The 18,474-nt window shown below is 66.3% G+C and carries 14 protein-coding genes; 2 read left to right on the forward strand and 12 right to left on the reverse strand.

Annotated elements, in window-relative coordinates:
* Window positions 1-6 precede the first annotated feature (6 nt).
* Entirely contained in the window at window positions 7-978 is a 972-nt protein-coding gene (locus tag Q352_RS0107885) for an SPFH domain-containing protein (protein ID WP_028498884.1), read from the forward strand.
* A gap of 1 nt (window position 979) precedes the next feature.
* On the opposite strand, the gene Q352_RS20235 is transcribed toward Q352_RS0107885, so the two are convergent.
* On the reverse strand, window positions 980-2,464 hold the full coding sequence (locus Q352_RS20235; RefSeq protein WP_036385627.1) for an MFS transporter: 1,485 nt from the start codon (window positions 2,462-2,464) through the stop codon (window positions 980-982).
* A 90-nt stretch (window positions 2,465-2,554) separates the two neighbouring features.
* Here Q352_RS20235 and Q352_RS23275 point away from each other — a divergent pair, with 90 nt between their 5' ends.
* On the forward strand, window positions 2,555-3,481 hold the full coding sequence (locus Q352_RS23275; RefSeq protein WP_036385629.1) for a LysR family transcriptional regulator: 927 nt from the start codon (window positions 2,555-2,557) through the stop codon (window positions 3,479-3,481).
* A 70-nt stretch (window positions 3,482-3,551) separates the two neighbouring features.
* On the opposite strand, the gene accD is transcribed toward Q352_RS23275, so the two are convergent.
* The 11 genes from accD to leuB all read right to left on the reverse strand — a co-directional run bounded on the left by accD (window position 3,552) and on the right by leuB (window position 18,266).
* Window positions 3,552-4,415, reverse strand: coding sequence for an acetyl-CoA carboxylase, carboxyltransferase subunit beta (gene accD, locus Q352_RS0107900; protein ID WP_028498885.1), 864 nt, complete (start codon window positions 4,413-4,415; stop codon window positions 3,552-3,554).
* A 74-nt stretch (window positions 4,416-4,489) separates the two neighbouring features.
* Entirely contained in the window at window positions 4,490-5,287 is a 798-nt protein-coding gene (gene trpA / locus Q352_RS0107905; RefSeq protein WP_028498886.1) for a tryptophan synthase subunit alpha, read from the reverse strand.
* 8 nt (window positions 5,288-5,295) lie between these two features.
* A complete protein-coding gene (gene trpB, locus Q352_RS0107910; protein WP_028498887.1) occupies window positions 5,296-6,498 on the reverse strand; it encodes a tryptophan synthase subunit beta in 1,203 nt (400 codons plus the stop codon).
* Window positions 6,485-7,114 carry a phosphoribosylanthranilate isomerase gene (locus Q352_RS0107915; protein ID WP_036385631.1) on the reverse strand — a complete coding sequence of 210 codons (630 nt, stop codon included), beginning with the start codon at window positions 7,112-7,114 and terminating at the stop codon, window positions 6,485-6,487. Before Q352_RS0107915 ends, trpB begins: the two co-directional genes overlap by 14 nt.
* An 8-nt stretch (window positions 7,115-7,122) precedes the next feature.
* Entirely contained in the window at window positions 7,123-7,899 is a 777-nt protein-coding gene (gene truA / locus Q352_RS0107920; RefSeq protein WP_028498889.1) for a tRNA pseudouridine(38-40) synthase TruA, read from the reverse strand.
* On the reverse strand, window positions 7,896-8,528 hold the full coding sequence (locus Q352_RS22230; RefSeq protein ID WP_051528768.1) for a CbiQ family ECF transporter T component: 633 nt from the start codon (window positions 8,526-8,528) through the stop codon (window positions 7,896-7,898). The genes truA and Q352_RS22230 overlap by 4 nt, the downstream gene beginning before the upstream one ends.
* A 71-nt stretch (window positions 8,529-8,599) precedes the next feature.
* Window positions 8,600-12,844, reverse strand: a complete 4,245-nt coding sequence (locus Q352_RS0107930; protein ID WP_156952491.1) for a pectate lyase-fold domain-containing protein — start codon at window positions 12,842-12,844, stop codon at window positions 8,600-8,602.
* A gap of 225 nt (window positions 12,845-13,069) precedes the next feature.
* A complete protein-coding gene (locus Q352_RS22235) occupies window positions 13,070-14,779 on the reverse strand; it encodes a motility hub landmark protein FimV (protein ID WP_156952492.1) in 1,710 nt (569 codons plus the stop codon).
* A gap of 102 nt (window positions 14,780-14,881) precedes the next feature.
* On the reverse strand, window positions 14,882-15,790 hold the full coding sequence (locus Q352_RS0107940) for an Asd/ArgC dimerization domain-containing protein (RefSeq protein ID WP_028498891.1): 909 nt from the start codon (window positions 15,788-15,790) through the stop codon (window positions 14,882-14,884).
* 213 nt (window positions 15,791-16,003) lie between these two features.
* A complete protein-coding gene (asd, locus tag Q352_RS0107945; RefSeq protein ID WP_028498892.1) occupies window positions 16,004-17,116 on the reverse strand; it encodes an aspartate-semialdehyde dehydrogenase in 1,113 nt (370 codons plus the stop codon).
* An 88-nt stretch (window positions 17,117-17,204) separates the two neighbouring features.
* Window positions 17,205-18,266 carry a 3-isopropylmalate dehydrogenase gene (gene leuB / locus Q352_RS0107950; RefSeq protein WP_028498893.1) on the reverse strand — a complete coding sequence of 354 codons (1,062 nt, stop codon included), beginning with the start codon at window positions 18,264-18,266 and terminating at the stop codon, window positions 17,205-17,207.
* Between the last annotated feature and the right edge of the window lie 208 nt (window positions 18,267-18,474).

Below are 18,474 nucleotides of genomic sequence, written 5' to 3' on the forward strand. Positions count from 1 at the left end.
ACGGTAATGGAAGCCGCCATCGTTTTTCTGGTTCTGGTCATCATTTTCGTTTCCCGCGGCATCCGCATCGTGCCGCAGCAAAGCGCCTTCGTCATCGAGCGGCTCGGCCGCTATCACGCCACGCTGTCGCCGGGCCTGAACCTGATCATTCCGTTCGTCGACCGCCTCGCCTATCGCCACAGCCTGAAGGAAGTCCCGCTCGATGTCCCGAGCCAGGTCTGCATTACCCGCGACAATACCCAGCTGACCGTCGACGGCATTCTGTACTTCCAGGTAACCGACCCGCACCGTGCGTCATACGGTTCCAGCAATTACATCATCGCCATTACCCAGCTCGCCCAGACCACACTGCGTTCGGTAATCGGCCGCATGGAGCTGGACAAGACCTTCGAGGAGCGCGACGAGATCAACCGCGCCGTGGTCGCCGCTCTCGACGAAGCCGCGTTCACCTGGGGCGTCAAGGTCCTGCGCTACGAGATCAAGGATCTGGTGCCGCCGCAGGAGATCCTGCACTCGATGCAGCAGCAGATCACCGCCGAGCGCGAAAAGCGCGCCCGCATCGCCCAGAGTGAAGGCCTGAAGATCGAGCAGATCAATATCGCTACCGGTCAGCGCGAAGCTGCGATCAAGAAATCCGAGGGCGAGCAGCAGTCGCTGATCAACCAGTCGACCGGCGAAAAGCAGGCAGCCATCAATCGCGCCGAGGGCGAAGCCGCTGCACTGCGTCTGGTCGCCGATGCCAATGCCCAGGCCATCAGTCTGGTTGCCGCCGCCATCCAGAAACAGGGCGGCAACGACGCCGTGAACCTGAAGGTCGCCGAGCAGTACATCGAGGCATTCGGCAAGCTGGCCAAGACCAGCAACACCATGCTGCTGCCGGCCAATGCAGCCGATGTGGCCGGCATGGTCGGTACCGCGCTGTCGATGCTGAAGCAGACCCAGCAGGTCAGCGCAGCGCCGACGTCCGGCAACCGCTAGGCTAACGCAGCGTCTTCTGCCACAGCACCGCCACCAGCCCGACCCCGCACAGCAGCGCCAGCCAGATGAACACCTGGTCGGCGCTGAGCAGTACCGCCTGCCGTTCCACCATGCCGGCCAGCCCGGCCAGGCTGGCGGCCGAATCGACGTATCCTCCCTCGACCATCAGCGGATTGAAACCGTCCAGCTTCGCCACCAGTGCGGTATGGTTGCTGGCCAGGGCATCGAGCCATAACAGATTGCCGATACCGGAACCGGCCGTGATCGCGATCTGGCGCATGACATTCTTGAATGCATAGGCGTGGATAAAGTCCTGATGCGGGATTTCACGAAAGGTCAGCCCGGCGACCTGGATCACTGTCAGCAGCGGAAACAGCCCTTTCAGGGCAAACACGGGGAACAGCGCATCGGCCGGCGTTGCGCCGGTCGCCGAGGCCGACAGCCAGACCAGCGTCAGCGCGCACAGCGCAAAACCGGCGGCAATGACCTTGCGCCGGTCCGTCATCCATGGTGCCAGGCGGTAGTAGACCGGCAGTGCCAGCGCCGTGCACACCCCGCTGGTACTGAGGATCAACCCGGTCGTGGCGATATTGAATCCTTCTCCGGCCTGCAGGTACTGCGGCGCCAGGAAGGAAATGGCGCCATTCAGCAGATAATAGAACGCGTAGAAGCCAAGGCCGGCCAGGTAGCGGCGGCTGACCACCCGCCTGACGTGCAGCCACGGGTCGTCATGCACCAGCAGGTGCCGGCCGACATAGATCAGCAGCAGCAGCGCGGCCGAACCGGTCAGCACCAGGGTCGGTGACAGCCGGGTATAGCGGTAGTCCTGGACCGTGTGCAGCAGCAGCAGTACGCCCAGGCTCAGCGCCAGCAGGGCCAGCCAGTCGATATTGCCGGCGGCACGCGGCAGGTGTGCTTCCTTCGGCAGCAGGCGCCAGCACAGCAGCAGGACCAGCGTGCCGAAGGTCGCCTGCATGACGAACACCGCCTGCCAGTTGCAGGCCTGCACCAGCACGCCGGTCAGCCACGGCACCAGCGCCATGCAGCCGAACAGACCGAGCATGAAGAGTCGCAGCTGCCTGCCCCGCTGCTCGGGCCGCAGAACCTGCTGCAGCATGATGCGCGAGCCGCTGAACAGCGGTCCGCCACCGATGCCCTGAATGACCCGCGCCAGCACCAGCATGCCGAACGAGGTACTCACGGACGACAGCAGCGCGCCGGCGACGAACACCGCCAGACAGCCCGTCAGCAGGGTGCGGAAGCGCATGAGCCGGGTAAAGCGTTCCAGCAGCAGGATCATGGTGGTGCCGGATGCGGCATAGGCGCTCAGCAGCCACAGGAAATCCTCGGGCGCGGCATGCAGGCCACCCCGGATATGGGCGCTGGCGGTCACCACGCTGGCGGTGGACATGAAATCCACACAGGTGATCAGGCCGGCCAGCAGACCGATGTAGCGCCGACGGTGCAGGAAACGGTATCTGGGCATGCAGGCAATCTCTTGGGAGAGGCCAGCATAAGAGATATTTTCGCGACAATAATCGGGAAAAACGGGTTAGATTGTTGCTATATTGGAACAATGAACTGTCTTGACGACCTGAACCTGTTTGTCGCCGTGGCCGAAGCGGCCAGCTTTACCGCTGCGGCCGGCCGGCTGGGCATGCCGAAATCCAGTGTCAGCCGCGCCGTGACACGGCTGGAGGCCGCGCTGGGCAACCGTCTGTTCGAGCGCAGCACCCGGCATCTGCGCCTGACCGAAGCGGGTGAACAGCTGTGGGCACAAAGTGCCCCGCTGCTGCAGCGGCTGGAAAACGTGCTCGAGCAGTCGATGGCCCACAACGAGGCACCACGCGGGCTGCTGAAGATCGCCTCACCGTACGAACTCGGCATCCTGCGGCTGGGTACCGTCGTCAACCGGGTGCTGGCGCAGCATCCGGCGCTGGAAGCCCAGGTCGAGCTGACTTCGCGTCATCATGATCCGCGAGCCGAGGATTTCGATATCGTGTTCCGGCTGCAGGCCGCGCCACTGCCCGATTCCGGCCAGATTGCACGGCGCATCTACGACGTGCCGCGCCGGCTGTACGCTTCGCCGGCCCTGCGCGACCAGTTGCGGCTGGAGACGCTGGTCCACCCGGGCGAGCTGGCAACCCTGCCCTGTCTGATGAGCCCGGCCGAGCCGGAGTGGCAGCTGTGCGCGCCGGATGGCCAGATTGTCACCATCCAGCCTCGCGGCCGGCTGCGCGCCTACAACGTCAGCCTGCTGCTGCAGGGCGTGATCGCCGGTCTCGGCATCGGCCTGCTGTCGGACAGTTACTGCAGCGAGGCGGTGAAACGCGGCGAAATTGTCCCCCTCCTACCCGATTACCCGCCGTTGCCGCTGCGCGTGTATGCGCTGCTGCCGGGCCGGCGGCTGATGCCGGCCAAGGTCCGGGTCTTTCTCGATGCGGTGGCAGAGGAGCTGGGGCGCGGCGCCCCCGACAGTGTGGCACCGCACCCGGTCGGGTAAAAACAGACGGCCCGCCGCCCCTCCCGGGCAAACGGAGGGGACGACGGGCCGTCGGCGGACGGGCGCGGACTCAGACGGCGGCGGGTTGCCGCATCAGCAGCGTCAGCATGCCGGCCACCTTCTCGCGCATCTCGCGCCGGTCGATGATCTGGTCGAGCGCGCCCTTCTCCAGCAGGAACTCGGCACGCTGGAAGCCTTCCGGCAGCGTTTCGCGTACGGTCTGTTCGATAACCCGCGGACCGGCAAAGCCGATCAGCGCACCCGGTTCGCCAATCACCACGTCGCCGAGGAAGGCGAAGCTGGCCGAGACGCCGCCCATGGTCGGGTCGGTCAGAATGGAGATGAACGGCAGCTTGCGGTCGGTCAGCAGTTGCAGCGCAGCACTGGTCTTGGCCATCTGCATCAGCGAACTCAGGCCTTCCTGCATCCGCGCGCCACCGGAGGCCGCCACGCATATGAACGGGCAGTCGGCCTCGACGGCGGCACGCACGCCGCGCACGAAGCGCTCGCCGACCACCGACCCCATCGAGCCACCGATAAACTTGAACTCGAAGGCGGCCACGACCACCGGCAGGCTGAGGATCGCGCCCTGCATGACCACCATGGCGTCGTCTTCGCCGGTCTGCTCGTGGGCGGCAACCAGCCGGTCCGGGTATTTCTTGCTGTCCTTGAATTTCAGGATGTCGACCGGGCGGACTTCCGCACCAATCTCGGCCCGCCCTTCGGCATCAAGCAGGACATCCAGCCGCGCACGCGCATTCAGCGGGTGATGGTGCCCACACTTCGGACATACATGGAGATTGTTCTCCAGGTCCGTGTGGTACAGCACCGCCTCGCAGGCAACGCATTTGGCCCACAACCCTTCGGGCACGCCCGACGGTCGCTTGTTGTCCTTCTTGATCTTCGGCGGCAGGAGCTTGTTCAACCAGCTCATGGCAACTCCGTGGAATGCAGCAAACCCGCGAGTTTACCTCGCGGGCGCAAAATTGTCAGACATCGATCGCCGGATCAGGCGTCCAGCGCGGTACGGATCTCGCGCAGCAGCGCTTCCAGCCGGGCGGGCGCAGCAGCCGGGCCGGCGGCCTCGATCTCCTGCACCAGCCGCGAACCGATCACCACCGCGTCGGCCACCGCGCCGATGCGGCGCGCCGTTTCGCCATCGCGAATGCCGAACCCGACCCCGATCGGCAGCTTGATGTACTGTCTCAGCGCCGTGACGCGGGCCGACACCTCGGCCGGGTCCAGCGTGGCAGCACCGGTCACGCCCTTCAGCGACACGTAGTACACATAGCCGCTGGCCAGCGCCCCGACGGCCTCGACCCGGTTCAGCGGCGTGGTCGGCGCAATCAGGAACACCGTCGCCAGACCGGCGGCCTTCAGCACCCCGGCGTATTCGGCGCTTTCTTCCGGCGGGCAGTCGACGGTCAGCACGCCATCGACACCAGCGGCCGCGGCCGCCGTGGCGAAGGCCTCGTAGCCCATTGCCTCGATCGGGTTCAGGTAGCCCATCAGCACGACCGGCGTGGTGCTGTCGTCGCGACGGAAATCCGCGACCAGGCCAAGTACGGTGCGCAGGCTGACGCCATGCGCCAGCGCCCTCTCGCTGGCGAGCTGGATCACCGGGCCATCGGCCATCGGGTCGGAAAACGGGATGCCGAGTTCGATGACATCGGCGCCGCCGCGCACCAGCGCATGCATCAGGCCGACGGTGGCCGACGGGGTCGGGTCACCGGCGGTAATGAACGGAATCAGGGCCTTCTTGCCATCGCGGGCCACGGCGGCCAGCCGGGTGTCGATACGATTCATAGCTGTGCTCACAATTCGATGCCGGCGAGACCCGCCACGGTATTGATGTCCTTGTCGCCACGACCGGACAGCGACACCAGGATGCTCTGCTCCGCGCTCATGCCGGCGGCAAGCTTCATCGCGTAGGCGACGGCATGGCTCGACTCCAGTGCCGGAATGATGCCTTCCAGCCGGCACAGCGCATGGAACGCTTCCAGCGCCTCGTCATCGGATACGGCAACATACTCGGCACGGCCGATATCCTTCAGGTACGCATGCTCCGGGCCGACGCCGGGATAGTCGAGGCCGGCCGACACCGAGTGGGTCTCGGCGATCTGGCCATTCTCGTCCTGCATCAGGTAGGTGCGGTTGCCGTGCAGCACGCCAACCGGCGCATTGGCCGTCAGCGGCGCGGCATGCCGGCCGGTGGCGATGCCGTCGCCAGCCGCCTCGACACCGATGATGCGCACGCCCGGTTCGTCGATATACGGGTAGAACAGCCCGATCGCGTTCGAGCCGCCACCGACGCAGGCCACCACCGCATCCGGCTGCCCGCCGGTCATCTGCGGCATCTGGATCCGGGCTTCCTCGCCGATCACCTTCTGGAAATCGCGCACCAGCATCGGGTACGGGTGCGGGCCGGCGCAGGTGCCGATGATGTAATAGGTGCTGTCGATATTGGCAACCCAGTCGCGCATCGCCTCGTTCATCGCGTCCTTCAGCGTCCGCGAGCCGGATTCGACCGGCACCACGGTGGCGCCGAGCAGCTTCATGCGGAACACGTTCGGCGCCTGGCGCTTGACATCCTCGGCGCCCATGTAGACCACGCACTCCATGCCGTAGCGTGCCGCCACCGTCGCCGAGGCAACGCCATGCTGGCCGGCACCGGTCTCGGCGATCACCCGCTTCTTGCCCATGCGCCGGGCCAGCAGCGCCTGGCCGATGGTGTTGTTGACCTTGTGCGCGCCGGTATGGTTCAGATCCTCGCGCTTGAGGAAGATCCGCGCGCCGCCGGCAGCCTCGGACAGGCGGCTGGCAAAGTAGATCGGACTCGGCCGGCCGACGTAGTGCTTCAGCTCGTAGCGGTACTCTTCCATGAACGCGGGATCGTTCCTGGCCTTTTCGTACTCTGCCTTGAGTTCGTCGAGCGCGGACATCAGCGTCTCGGCGACGAATACCCCTCCGTGCCGGCCGAAGTGGCCCTGGGCATCGGGCATGTCATACGGATGCATCGTGAACTCCTGAGATGAATGCCGCGATTTTCGCGGCGTCCTTGATTCCCTTGGCGGCTTCGACGCCGCTCGAGACATCGACCGCCGCCGGCCGCACACGGCGGATGGCGTCGGTCACGTTTTCCGGGTCCAGTCCACCGGACAGGATCAGTGGCAATGGCAGCGCTGGCGGCAGCAGACGCCAGTCGAAGGTCGCGCCGGTGCCGCCGGCCTGGCCGGGGACAAAAGCGTCGCACAGCAGACCGCGGGCGCCGGCATGGCGGCCGGCATAGTCTAGCAAATCGAGCCCCGGCCGCACGCGTACCGCTTTCAGGTACGGACGCTGAAACGCGCGGCAGAAGTCCGGCGATTCGTCACCATGAAACTGCAGCATGTCCACCGGCACGGCGGCCAGCACCGCTTCAACCTGCGCTGGCGCCGGGTCGACGAACAGCGCGACCACGCTGACGAACGGCGGCAGCGCCGCAACCACGGCCCGGGCCTGCTCCAGTGTCACATGCCGCGGGCTGTCCGGGTAGAACACCAGGCCGATGGCATCGACGCCGAGCCGCGCGCAGTCATGGGCATCCTGCGCCCGGGTCAGGCCGCACACCTTGATGCGGGGCGTCTCGATCATGGCGACTTTCAGAAAAAGATCCGGCCGCCGGTCTGCGGCAGCCCGAAATGCGGTGGATAGGTCACGCCGGTCAGGTACAGCCCGTCCGGCATGAAGGTCGGCGGCGCGCGGCGACGGTCACGCTCGGCCAGCAGCGCCTCGATCCACGCCGGCGGGTAAGCCCCCTTGCCGACATAGACCAGCGCCCCGACCAGATTGCGCACCATGTGGTGCAGGAACGCATCGGCATTGAGATCGAAACGGATCAGGTCGCCATGCTGATGGATATCGAAGCGGGCCAGCGACTTGACCGGCGTGCGCGCCTGGCATTCGGCCGCGCGAAAGCTGGAAAAATCATGCGTGCCGAGCAGGCGTTGCGCGGCATCGCGCATGGCGTCGACATCGAGCGGCGAGTGGAACCAGCCGGCCCGGCCGGCTGCCAGTCCCGGGCGTACCGGGTGATTGAGCAGGTAATAGCTGTACGAGCGGGCAGACGCCGAGAAACGGGCATGGAAGTCGTCGCTGACCTCATGCGCCCACAGCACGGCGACGCCGGGCGGCAGGAAACGGTTCACGCCGCGCACCCAGGCTGTGGCCGGACGGCTCGCCTGCGTGTCGAAATGCACTACCTGTTCGGCCGCGTGCACGCCGGCATCGGTCCGGCCGGCGGCCAGCACCTTGACCGGATGGCTGGCGATCTCCGTCAGCGCCGCCTCCAGTGCATCCTGCACGGTCCGCCCGTCCGGCTGGGTCTGCCAGCCGCAGAAATGACGTCCGTCGTATTCGAGCCCGAGGGCAATCCTCATGCGATCCATACCAGCATGACCCCGAGCGCGGCAAGCGCCAGAACCACACCGTCCACAGGTTGAAAACGCGGACATTGTAGCGTCATTCCACACGCATCGGCCGGCACCGGTGCATCGGCCGCCAGTGCCGCCCAGACATCGGCCAGCGCAACCCGCCGCCGGTCCAGCCACTGCCGGGCCTCATCCAGCGCCAGCCACAGCAGCGTCGCCATCCGCTCCGGATCCAGCCGCAGCCGGCGCAGCGGAATCATCAGCGTGTACAGACCGGCCAGTTGCGCCGTATCCGGCGTCAGGAACAACACCACGCGAATCAGGCAGACCAGCACCAGCAGTCGCAGCGCATGCTCGCCGCCAACTTCCAGACCCTGCCAGGTCGGCGACCAGCTCATGCCCAGCACCGGGTCGCCGGGCACGGTCCAGGCGAACGCCACCATCAGGGTCAGCAGCAGCAAGCGGGTACGCCGCAGCGTCGAGGCCAGCACGGTCGGCGACAGGGCCAGCAGGATGGCGACGCCAAGTGCCGCCAGCGCACCCAGCCCTGCCAGCGGCAGGGCCGGCAACAGCAGGGCCACCGCGAGCCACAGCAGGAAACGCGTCGCGGGGTGCAGTCGGCAGAACAGTCGGGCCATAAGGGCAAAGTCAGGGAAATGCAGCTCGCATCGTAACATGCCCGCCACACCGGGCTGGCGTCCCCCCGTTTTCAGAACACCCGCTGATAACGCGCGGTCACACCATGGTCGCCGCTGACCGCATCCCGACCGATGTGGGCGCCAAGATCGAGGCGGCTGTCCCTGCCATGGAAGCCGAGACTCAACCGCCCGCCGTAACCAAAGCGTGCCCGGTCCGCCGCCAGGGTGAACCGCCCGCCACTCGGCAGGCTGGCGAAGCGGGCCTGCCGGACGGCGGCCTGCCGGTACAGCGTCGGCCGCCCCAGCAGTTCGGCATCGACCCGCCAGCCACGGCCGTGCCGCGCATCGACCGCCTCATGCCGGACCCGCAGCCCGAACACCCCCTCCACCGCGCTGGCGCGGGCCGCCGACAGCCGCAGCGCATAGACGCCGGCATTGCGCTCGGTCAGCGCCGCATCACGCTGGTGATGCACGGTCAGACCCAGCAGCGGCGCCAGTGCCAGTCCGCCAAACCGCTGCGGCGCCAGCACCAGCGCAAACCGGCCACTGAACCGGTCGCGCCGCTGGCTCGCCTGCGGCCGGAGATCGACGCTGCCGTAACGCAGCGTGCGCCGGGTGTCGAACCGGTGCTGCGCGTAACGGAATTCGCCTTCCAGCGTCGGTCCGCGGCCGAGCGGCTGCGCATAGTCCAGGCCGAACAGCTGGCTGTGGCCAGCGAGGCCGGCATCGGCGGCGGTCGCTCCCGGCCGGAGGCTGGCAAAACCGTAGCGGGCGGTCAGCTGCGCCGCCCCGCCCGGCGCAAAGCGCTGGCGCAGGACGACCAGATCATAGGCCGAGCGCCCGAGCCGGGCCTCCGGCCGGCCATGCCGGCTGCCGACCAGCTGCAGACCGAAGCCGGCCCGGGTTTCCGCCATGTCATGCCCGAGACGGGCGAAGCGCTGTTCCAGTGTCTGCAACGGCTTCAGCGCCGACCGGATGCCGGCCCCGGACAACTGGCGCAGCGCATGGCCGATATCGGCCACCGAGCCCAGTTCCAGGCTGCGGAACAGCTCGCTGCCGTCGTAGTCCTGCTCCAGCGCGGCCGCCAGCGGACGCAATGCCGCGTCCGGCGCCAGTTCGCGATAGTCGTTCTTGGTCAGGGTGACTCCGATATCGCCATCGGCATCGCGCCAGGCCTGCGCCCGCCACGCGGCGCTGCGCGAACGGATCTGCTCGATGCCGTCGATGCGCTCACCGCGCAGCACCTTGGCAAAGCGCGCCTGCCTGGCCGTGGTCCCGGCCACGAAGCCGGTATCGACGGTCACGCCGCTGGCGTCCAGATGCCCGCCGCTCAGCGTGCCGGCCTGACCATCCGGCCGGGTGCCGACCACGTAACCGGCCAGCCGGGTGGCGCGGGACGACGCAGGTTCCTGCGGGTCGATCTGATCCGGGAAATGGAAAGCGTACTCGTAGCTGCTCCCCAGATCGACATTGGTCACATCATGGACGGATTGCTCGTGCGCTCCGCTGAACACAGCGCAGTCCTTGGCCGGGCACAGCAGATTGACCTTCCCGCGGTTGATCATCGCCATATTGCCATCCGCAATATGGAACGCGAATGACTCCCTGCCATGAACATTGATAACGCCTTCCTTGTCATTGATCAGGGTAGCCACCGCCAGCGCCCCCGGGCCGAGGACCATGCCCATCATGTTGCTGTCCATGCTGCCTGCTTCGCCCACGTTGATCACGCCGCGATTGATCAGGTTCCCGTCGCCATCACTGCGCATGGCCACCGCCCCGTTTCCGCGCACGGTGATGACGCCCCCCTTGTCGTTCAGGAAATCGTGGCCGGCGTGCGCGGCATACAGTGCATGCGGAGAGCGCTCGGTGGCGGTAAAGTCGATGACGCCACGGTTGATGAACCGATTGCGACCGGTCGAGGTGTGGGTCCGCGGGTTTTCGACCGGGTCCACCGTCCGCAGCACGCCATAGCCGTCACTCGCCGTCAGCGTGCCGGTGTTGAGCAGCAGGACTCCCGGGCTCCAGCCACTGGAGAGGATCGCCCGGTAGCCGTACAGGCGCGCATCAAGCGGACCACGGGCAGCCTCCGCAGCCACTATCTTGCCGTGGTTGGTGAAAGCCCCGTTATCCTTCAGGTAAAAGGTCGCATCACTGGACAGGCGCAGCAGTGGCCCGTCGGCCGGCAAGGTAACCGGCCCGAACTGATACTCGCGCACGGTCAGGTTCCGGTAGCTGCCATCATCGCTGGAAACCCTTGAGCGCTTTCGGGTATGTTCGCTCCGGTGGTCACTGCAACTCTTTTTGTCCCCGCACAGATAGTTCACTTTTCCCTGGTTGACCAGGCTGCCGTTGCTGTCATTGTCGATATGGAACGCATGGGACTTTCCGGCGTAGATATTGATCGTGCCGGTATTGAGCAGCTTGGCCTGATGGGTGGACTTCGGTCCCAGATGCATGGCCACCATGCCGGTATCGGTCGTGCCCGGCGTGCCCAGATTGAGAATGCCGCGATTCTCCAGCAGTGAGTCGCTGTCGCTGAACAGCCCGACGGCGTTGTTGCCGGTCAGGGTGAGAATGCCGCCGGCATCGTTCACCACGTCGTGACCGGCATGACTCACCTGCAATGCCGTCATGGTGCTGTTTACGGCATGGAATTCGATCCCGCCACGGTTGATGAAGCGGCTGCGCACCGTTTTCGCCCTGTCGGAGCGGAAAACCTGATAGCCACCGTCGACCTTCATCCGGCCTTCATTGCGGTGCTCGGCGCCCCCCTGTGCTGCATCCTCCCTGAGGATGGCGCCCCTGGAGGGAGAAGCCGAGCCACCGGCCGGTGACACGGCGTGGTCGGCGATGAGACGACCGTGGTTGACGAACTGCCCCCCGTCCTTGATCACGAACGACCCGGCGAGCGACATGTGGTGGCTGTGCCCGCCCGCCCGGATGGTGTAGGGCTGCCTCACTTCCTGGCTCTGGTGGAGGCGCAGTACCGGCCCGGTATCCGACAATCCCGGCTGGGACTGTTTCTTGCGGTATTCGGTATGCCAGTCGGAGAACACGCCGCAGTCCTCGTGCGGGCACAGCAGGTTGACCTCGCCGATGTTGAGCAGCTGGCTGTTGCCGGACAGGATGCCGAAGGCGTGCGACTTGTTGGCGTGGATGTTGATCACGCCATTGTTGGTGATGACGGCCTCATGGCTGGCATTCGGCCCCAGCTTCATCGCGGTCATGTGGGTATCGGTCGTACCCACGCTGCCCAGATTGATGGTGCCGAGGTTTTCCAGCCTGCCGTCGCCGTCGCTGTACATGGCCACCGCGCCATAGCCGTGTACGGTCAGCGTGCTGCCGCTGTCGTTCAGCGCATCATGGCCATCATGCTGCAGCCGCAGCGCATGCCGTGTCCCCCTTTCAGCATGAAAGTCAATCCGTCCGCGGTTGCGGAAGCGATTGGCCACCAGCCGCTCTGCGGTCTGGCCCACCGCCCCGGCCGTCCGTGGGTCGGTGATCAGAATGCCGTAACCGCCCCGGGCTTCCAGCGTTCCGTCGTTCGCGTAGTCGAGCCCGCCGTGGCCGAGCCCGTCGACCAGGATGGCCATGTGCTTGCGCATACTGCCCGGCTCCTGCTCATGCGCATCGGCTGCCGTAATCTGTCCGGCATTGGCGATGGCCAGCGAGGGCTGCACGGCGATGAAGTCAGCACCGGTCAGGTGAACCGGCAGCGGTCTGGCGGCCACGCGCAGTACGCTGTCTTCCGCTGGTGGTACGGCATTTTTCCCGGGCGGGGAGGCGTCACTGCCTGACCCCGGTGAGTGGTTCACCGGCGGGCTGGCGGGCGAAGACGAATTGCCGGTTCCGGCCGATGACGAACCTCCACCTCCACTGCTGCCTCCACCGGCAAGTGTTGCAACCAGCAGAGCCAGCGCACCACCGCCCGCAGCCAGATAGGCCAGATTCAGCCCCCCGCCTCCGGCAGCAGGAGAAGAGTCTGCCATGCTGGCCAGCGGCATCAGCGGCCTGAATACGCGGTCATCCCGCCAGTCGTCCATGGTCGGCAGGCAGTAAACGGGCAAGCCGCCCGTCCCTGCCGGGCGGCAGTCCGGCATCTCCGCAACCGGGCGCGCGCCCCGGGCCGCTTCCGTTGCCGGTGGCCCTGATCCGGCCAGCGCGACATCACCGATGCCGCCGGCCACCGCCGCTGTGGCCAGCAGGCGGCGCAGGACCGGGAGCCTGGTCGCCGGTTCTTGCGGGCAGCGCTCGCTGCCCGGTGTGGCCGGATTATTTTTTTCCTGATGGGGTCGTGCGGGTGTATGGTTCATATTGAATCCCGAATGCAAATATCACGAATAAATTACTCGCTTCCATATTCGCCATTCGGCCAGCGCAGTTTCAATATGCCAATTCTGAATTTCCGCGTTAATCAATCCGATTTTTTATCAGGAATAAACCAGTCCGGCACCCGAAACATTCTTGTTTTTTACTGCTGCCGACGAAAAAACGCCGGGCGATAACCCGGCGTCGGTATTTCAGCACTGGACAGGATATTATATTGCCACGGAGGCCAGGAGCATTCTGGCTTCTTCCTGCTGCGTGGCGGAGCCTTCCTTCAGCACTTCTTCGAGAATTTCGCGCACGCCTTCATAATCGCCCATGTCCAGGTACACGCGGGCCAGGTCGAGTTTGGCCGTTACCGGGTCGTCATTGCCGGGTTCGACGCTGTCGAGATCCAGCGCCATGTCGTCCAGCGCCATGCCTGGCACGGCCACGGCCGGTTCGACGGCCGGTTTGGCCTGCAGTTCGTGTTCGAGCTGGAAGTCGAATTCGAGCAGTTTTTCTTCCTCGGGCTCCGGCTCCGGCTCGGGTTCCGGCTCGGCGGCGGGCACCGCCACGGCAGGTTCGGGTTCCGGCTGCGGCTCGGGTTCCGGCTCCGGCATGGCGGCGGGCACCGGCTTCTCTATCGACAGCAGGTCGAACATGTCATCGACCGCATCCGGTTCCAGCACTGGTGCAGGAACCGGTGCCTCGACGGGTGCCACCGGTTCGGCTTCCGCGATGACCGGCTCGGCCTCCACCACGGCCGGCGCGACCGGCGCTGCTTCGGCAACGGGCTCGGCCGCTGGTTCAGGTTCAGGTTCAGGTTCCGGCTCGGGTTCCGGCACCGGCACCGGCACCGGCACCGGCGGCTCGACCGTCGGGGTCGGCGTGGTTTCGGAGAACCACGCATCGATTTCCGAATCGTCGATCGCGCCCTGCGCCGGCGCGGGCTCGGGCGTCGGCTCGGCCGCGGCGACCGGGGCAGGTGCCGGGTCGCCCCACAGGCCGGCATCGGTTTCCGATCCGTCATCGGTCGCCGTGACCGGCGAAGGCAGCTTGGTTTCGGCGATCGGCTCCAGCACGGCGGTCAGATCCAGATCGTCCGGAGGCAGAGCGGTCGCCACCGGTGCCAGTTCTGCCATCGGCGTCTCAGCTTGACCCGCCTTGCGCCGGCGCCAGAACCAGAAACCGCCGCCGGCGGCACCAGCCAGGGCCAGCAGCGCGGCCAGGCCGCCACCGACCAGCGCCCACGGGAAGCCGCTGCCTTCGGCGGCGCTGTCCGCTTTCTTTGCTTCGGCTTTGGGCCTGGTCACGGGCGCAGCAGCCGGTTTTTTCGCCGGCGTGGTGATGCCGGACTCGGCGTCTTCAATCTGCTTCAGCCGGGACAGGAAGGTCTTCATGTCCTCACGCGGCGCGGCCGGGGCGTCGGCCTTTTCCGGGGCGGCAATCACGGCCGGAATCGGTGTCGACGATGCCGCGGGCGCCAGTTCGACCTCGGTGCCGCGCACCGTGGCCCCGCCCTTGCCGACCGAGGTCGGCATCGGCGCGGCAAAGGCCTTGACCGAGCGGCCGCCATTCTGCTCCAGCTCAACGGCCAGCTCCAGGAACGGTTCGCGGAACGGCTGCGGATGGCTCAGCCGGATATAGGGTGTGCCATCGTCCCGGGTTTTGACTTCGACCTTGAGCTTGTCGTAGTACGGCGACCAGCCGAGCGCCATTTCACGCTGCACCCCCGGCCCGGGAATGCTCGCCTGCACGGCATCGCCGGCCCTGGCGTCGGTCACGTCGATTTCGGCCACGAAGGGAGCACCCTGGGCCGACTGCAGATGCATGGCGCCGAGGCCGGCCCAGGCCGGCGTGGACAGCAGGCACAGCAACAGCAGCGTTGACTGCCGCAGCGAAATACGCCGCACAGGCAGGGAAGAAAGGTTGGCGGACATGGCTACCATGAAGTTGAGACGTCTCGGGCAGAATGACATGCGGCCGTTTCCGGCCACACGTCATTCCTTATCGACCGCAGCGCGGAAATCTGCAGTGCGCCATCAGAGCGCCTGCCCGATTGCATGCGCTGCCAGCAGGCGCAGGCCGTCGGTGGTCAGCCACAGGGCGACCCGGTTGTCCTGCACCCGCACCCGGCTGACCTGCAAGCGGGTCTGGCCAAGCACATCCATTGGCGACGGGGCCGCGCTGGCCGGGCCGTCGTCGTGCACGTCGATGCCGGCGGCCTTCAGGCCGGTGACCAGCATGCCGCGGTCGAAGGCGGTCGCGCCCTGCGCTTCCAGGCTGACGGCATGGCCGAAGAAGACCGGCACCAGGGCAGCGGTCAGCGACACGGCGGCGACCGGGTGCAGCGCATCGAGGTCGCGCAGCACGCGGGCTTCGAGCTCGGTGGCGCCATCGTCGGCCCACTCGCCGACCTGGGCCAGCAGGTTGAACGCGACCTGGCGTGGCAGGACTTCGGTGTCGTAACCGCGCTGGTTGAACAGGGCCGTGGTCTGTTGCGCCAGTTCGTCGACGCCGCGACGGCCGTACGACACCACCGGCAGCATGGCGGTCATGGTCAGGCGTTCGATGCCGGCCGGCAGCGCGTCCAGCAACTGGCCGATCATCAGTGCCAGCGGATGCGGGCAATGGCGAACGGTGTCGCCGTGCAGACGGCCACCGAGGTCGATGACCGTTTTGCCGGCATCGGCCACTGCCTGAGCCAGTGCATCGGCGCCGGCTGCGCCGGCATGGAACAGGATATCGATGGCGGCCGGGTCCTGCGTGGCGGTGTCGAGCACCGACAGCTCATGCCGGCCGAAACCGACGGTATCGTCGACCGATTCGGCGCTGGCCAGCGCCAGCACGCGCTTGCTGGCCGGGCGGGCGACGGCGAGCGCTTCGAGTACGGCGCGGCCAACCGCGCCAGTGGCGCCAGAGACGGCAAAGCAGGGATCAGCGGTAGTCATGGAGGCATCCTGTCGTGAAGAAGTGCACGCAGGGCGGCCGGAACGGACCAGGCCGGATGGCCGGTCGGCATCCGCGCACGCCCGTGCGTCGAAAATCGGAGGGCGCGAGAATCCCCCGTTTGCGGCAGGGCGTCAAGCGCGCGGGCCAAACGGGAACGCCCGCGCCCCGCTTCTGCGGTGGCGCGGGCGGAGGGCGCAGGCCCTGTTGCCGTATTACTTTTCGAGCAGGATGCGCAGCATGCGGCGCAGCGGTTCGGCGGCGCCCCACAGCAGCTGGTCGCCGCAGGTGAAGGCGCTGATATAGTCCTTGCCCATTGCCAGCTTGCGGATGCGACCGACCGGCACCGACAGCGTGCCGGTCGCGGCGACCGGCGTCAGGTCGCGCATGCTGGCGTCGCGTTCGTTCGGCACCACCCGGGCCCACGGGTTGGCGCTGGCGAGCAGACCCTCGATCTCGTCGACCGGCAGGTCCTTCTTCAGTTTGATGGTCAGCGCCTGGCTGTGGCAGCGCATGGCACCGATGCGCACGCACAGACCATCGATCGGCAGCGGGTTGCTGCTGCGACCGAGGATCTTGTTGGTCTCGGCACCACCCTTCCACTCTTCTTTCGACTGGCCGTTACCGAGGTCCTTGTCGATCCACGGGATCAGGCTGCCGGCCAGCGGCACGCCAAAGTAGCCGGTCGGGTTTGCATCCGAACGGATGAACTCGGCGACCTTGCGGTCGATGTCGAGAATGGCGCTGGCCGGCGTGGCCAGTTCGTCGGCCACGGCCGCGTGGATCGCGCCCATGCCCTTCAGCAGTTCGCGCATGTTGTTGGCACCAGCACCCGAGGCAGCCTGGTAGGTCATCGACGTGGCCCATTCGACCAGGTCGTTCTGGAACAGGCCGCCCAGTGCCATCAGCATCAGGCTGACGGTACAGTTGCCGCCGACATAGGTCTTGCCGCCATTGACCAGCGCGTCCTTGATCACGTTCATGTTGACCGGATCGAGGATGATGACGGCTTCGTCGTCCATCCGCAGCGTGCTGGCGGCATCGATCCAGTAGCCGGTCCAGCCGGCTGCGCGCAGCTTCGGGTAGACCGCGCTGGTGTAGTCGCCGCCCTGGCAGGTGATGATGGTGTCGCACGCCTTCAGCGCGTCGATGTCGGCGGCGTCTTTCAGGGCCGGCGCCGCTTTGCCGCCGAACGACGGCGACTGGCCGCCCGGGTTCGAGGTGGTGAAGTACCACGGCTCGATGTGGGCGAAATCGCCCTCTTCGACCATCCGTTGCATCAGCACGGAGCCGACCATGCCCCGCCAGCCAACCAGACCTACTCGCATCATGTTCTCATTCCTTCGATTGCTTCGTTATGCAGATTCTTCGGGCATTCCGGCGCCCGTTCACCGCCGCGCCAGGCGGCGGCGGATCTCACAGCGCGGCGATGACGGCGTCGCCCATTTGCCGGGTGCCGACCTTTTCGGTCCCCGGCTGGTAAATGTCGGCGGTGCGCAGGCCGCTGGCCAGCACCTTCTTGACGGCATTTTCGATCCGGTCCGCCTCGGCGCTGCGATCGAACGAGTAGCGCAGCATCATGGCCACCGACAGGATGGTCGCCAGCGGATTGGCGACGCCCTTGCCGGCGATGTCCGGCGCCGAGCCGTGGATCGGTTCGAACAGGCCCTTGCCATTGGCGTCCAGCGAGGCGGACGGCAGCATGCCGATCGAGCCGGTCAGCATCGAGGCGGCATCGGACAGGATGTCGCCGAACATGTTGCCGGTCACCATCACGTCGAACTGCTTCGGGTTGCGGACCAGCTGCATGGCGGCGTTGTCGACCAGCATGTGGCTGAGTTCGACTTCCGGATATTCGGCAGACACTTCAATGACCACATCGCGCCACAGCTGGGTCGCTTCGAGCACGTTCATCTTGTCGACCGAGCACAGGCGCTTGCCACGCTTCATCGCGATGCGGAACGCAGAGTGGGCGATGCGGCGGATTTCGCTTTCGCTGTAGATCATGGTGTTGAAACCGACCCGCTCGCCATTGCGGACTTCGATGCCGCGCGGCTCGCCGAAGTAGATGTCGCCGACCAGTTCGCGCACGATCATGATGTCGAGGCCGGACACGATTTCCGGCTTCAGGCTCGAGGCAGCGGCCAGTTCCGGATACAGAATGGCCGGGCGCAGGTTCGAGAACACGTTCAGCGCCTTGCGGATCCGCAGCAGCCCGCGTTCCGGGCGCTGTTCGCGCGGCAGCACGTCGTATTTCGGGCCGCCGACGGCGCCGAGCAGCACGGCATCGGCCTGCCGGGTGATCTCCAGCGTGGCGTCAGGCAGCGGGTCGCCGCAGGCATCGACGGCCGCGCCGCCGATCAGCGCGGTTTCGGTTTCGACGGGCAGGCCGTCGCGTTTCAGCGCCTCGAGTACACGAACGGCTTCGCCAACGATTTCTGGGCCGATTCCATCGCCCGGCAATACGGCAATCTTCAAGATTCCACCTCTACAGAGTTTCGCAAGTTCACATTTATCCGAAAGATAATACCGCGTGACCGTCGCGATGTTGCAACGCGATGACGATTTTTTTATACCGGGTATCGACGCCGGAATTCACGGCGTAATCTGAATGGGAACGCGGGCTGTCATGACCCTGTCACGGCACTGCGTTCTGCTCGTCCGGTCGCGTCCGGCCACCCCGGCA

The organism is Microvirgula aerodenitrificans DSM 15089, from assembly GCF_000620105.1.
Classification (GTDB): Bacteria; Pseudomonadota; Gammaproteobacteria; order Burkholderiales; family Aquaspirillaceae; genus Microvirgula; species Microvirgula aerodenitrificans.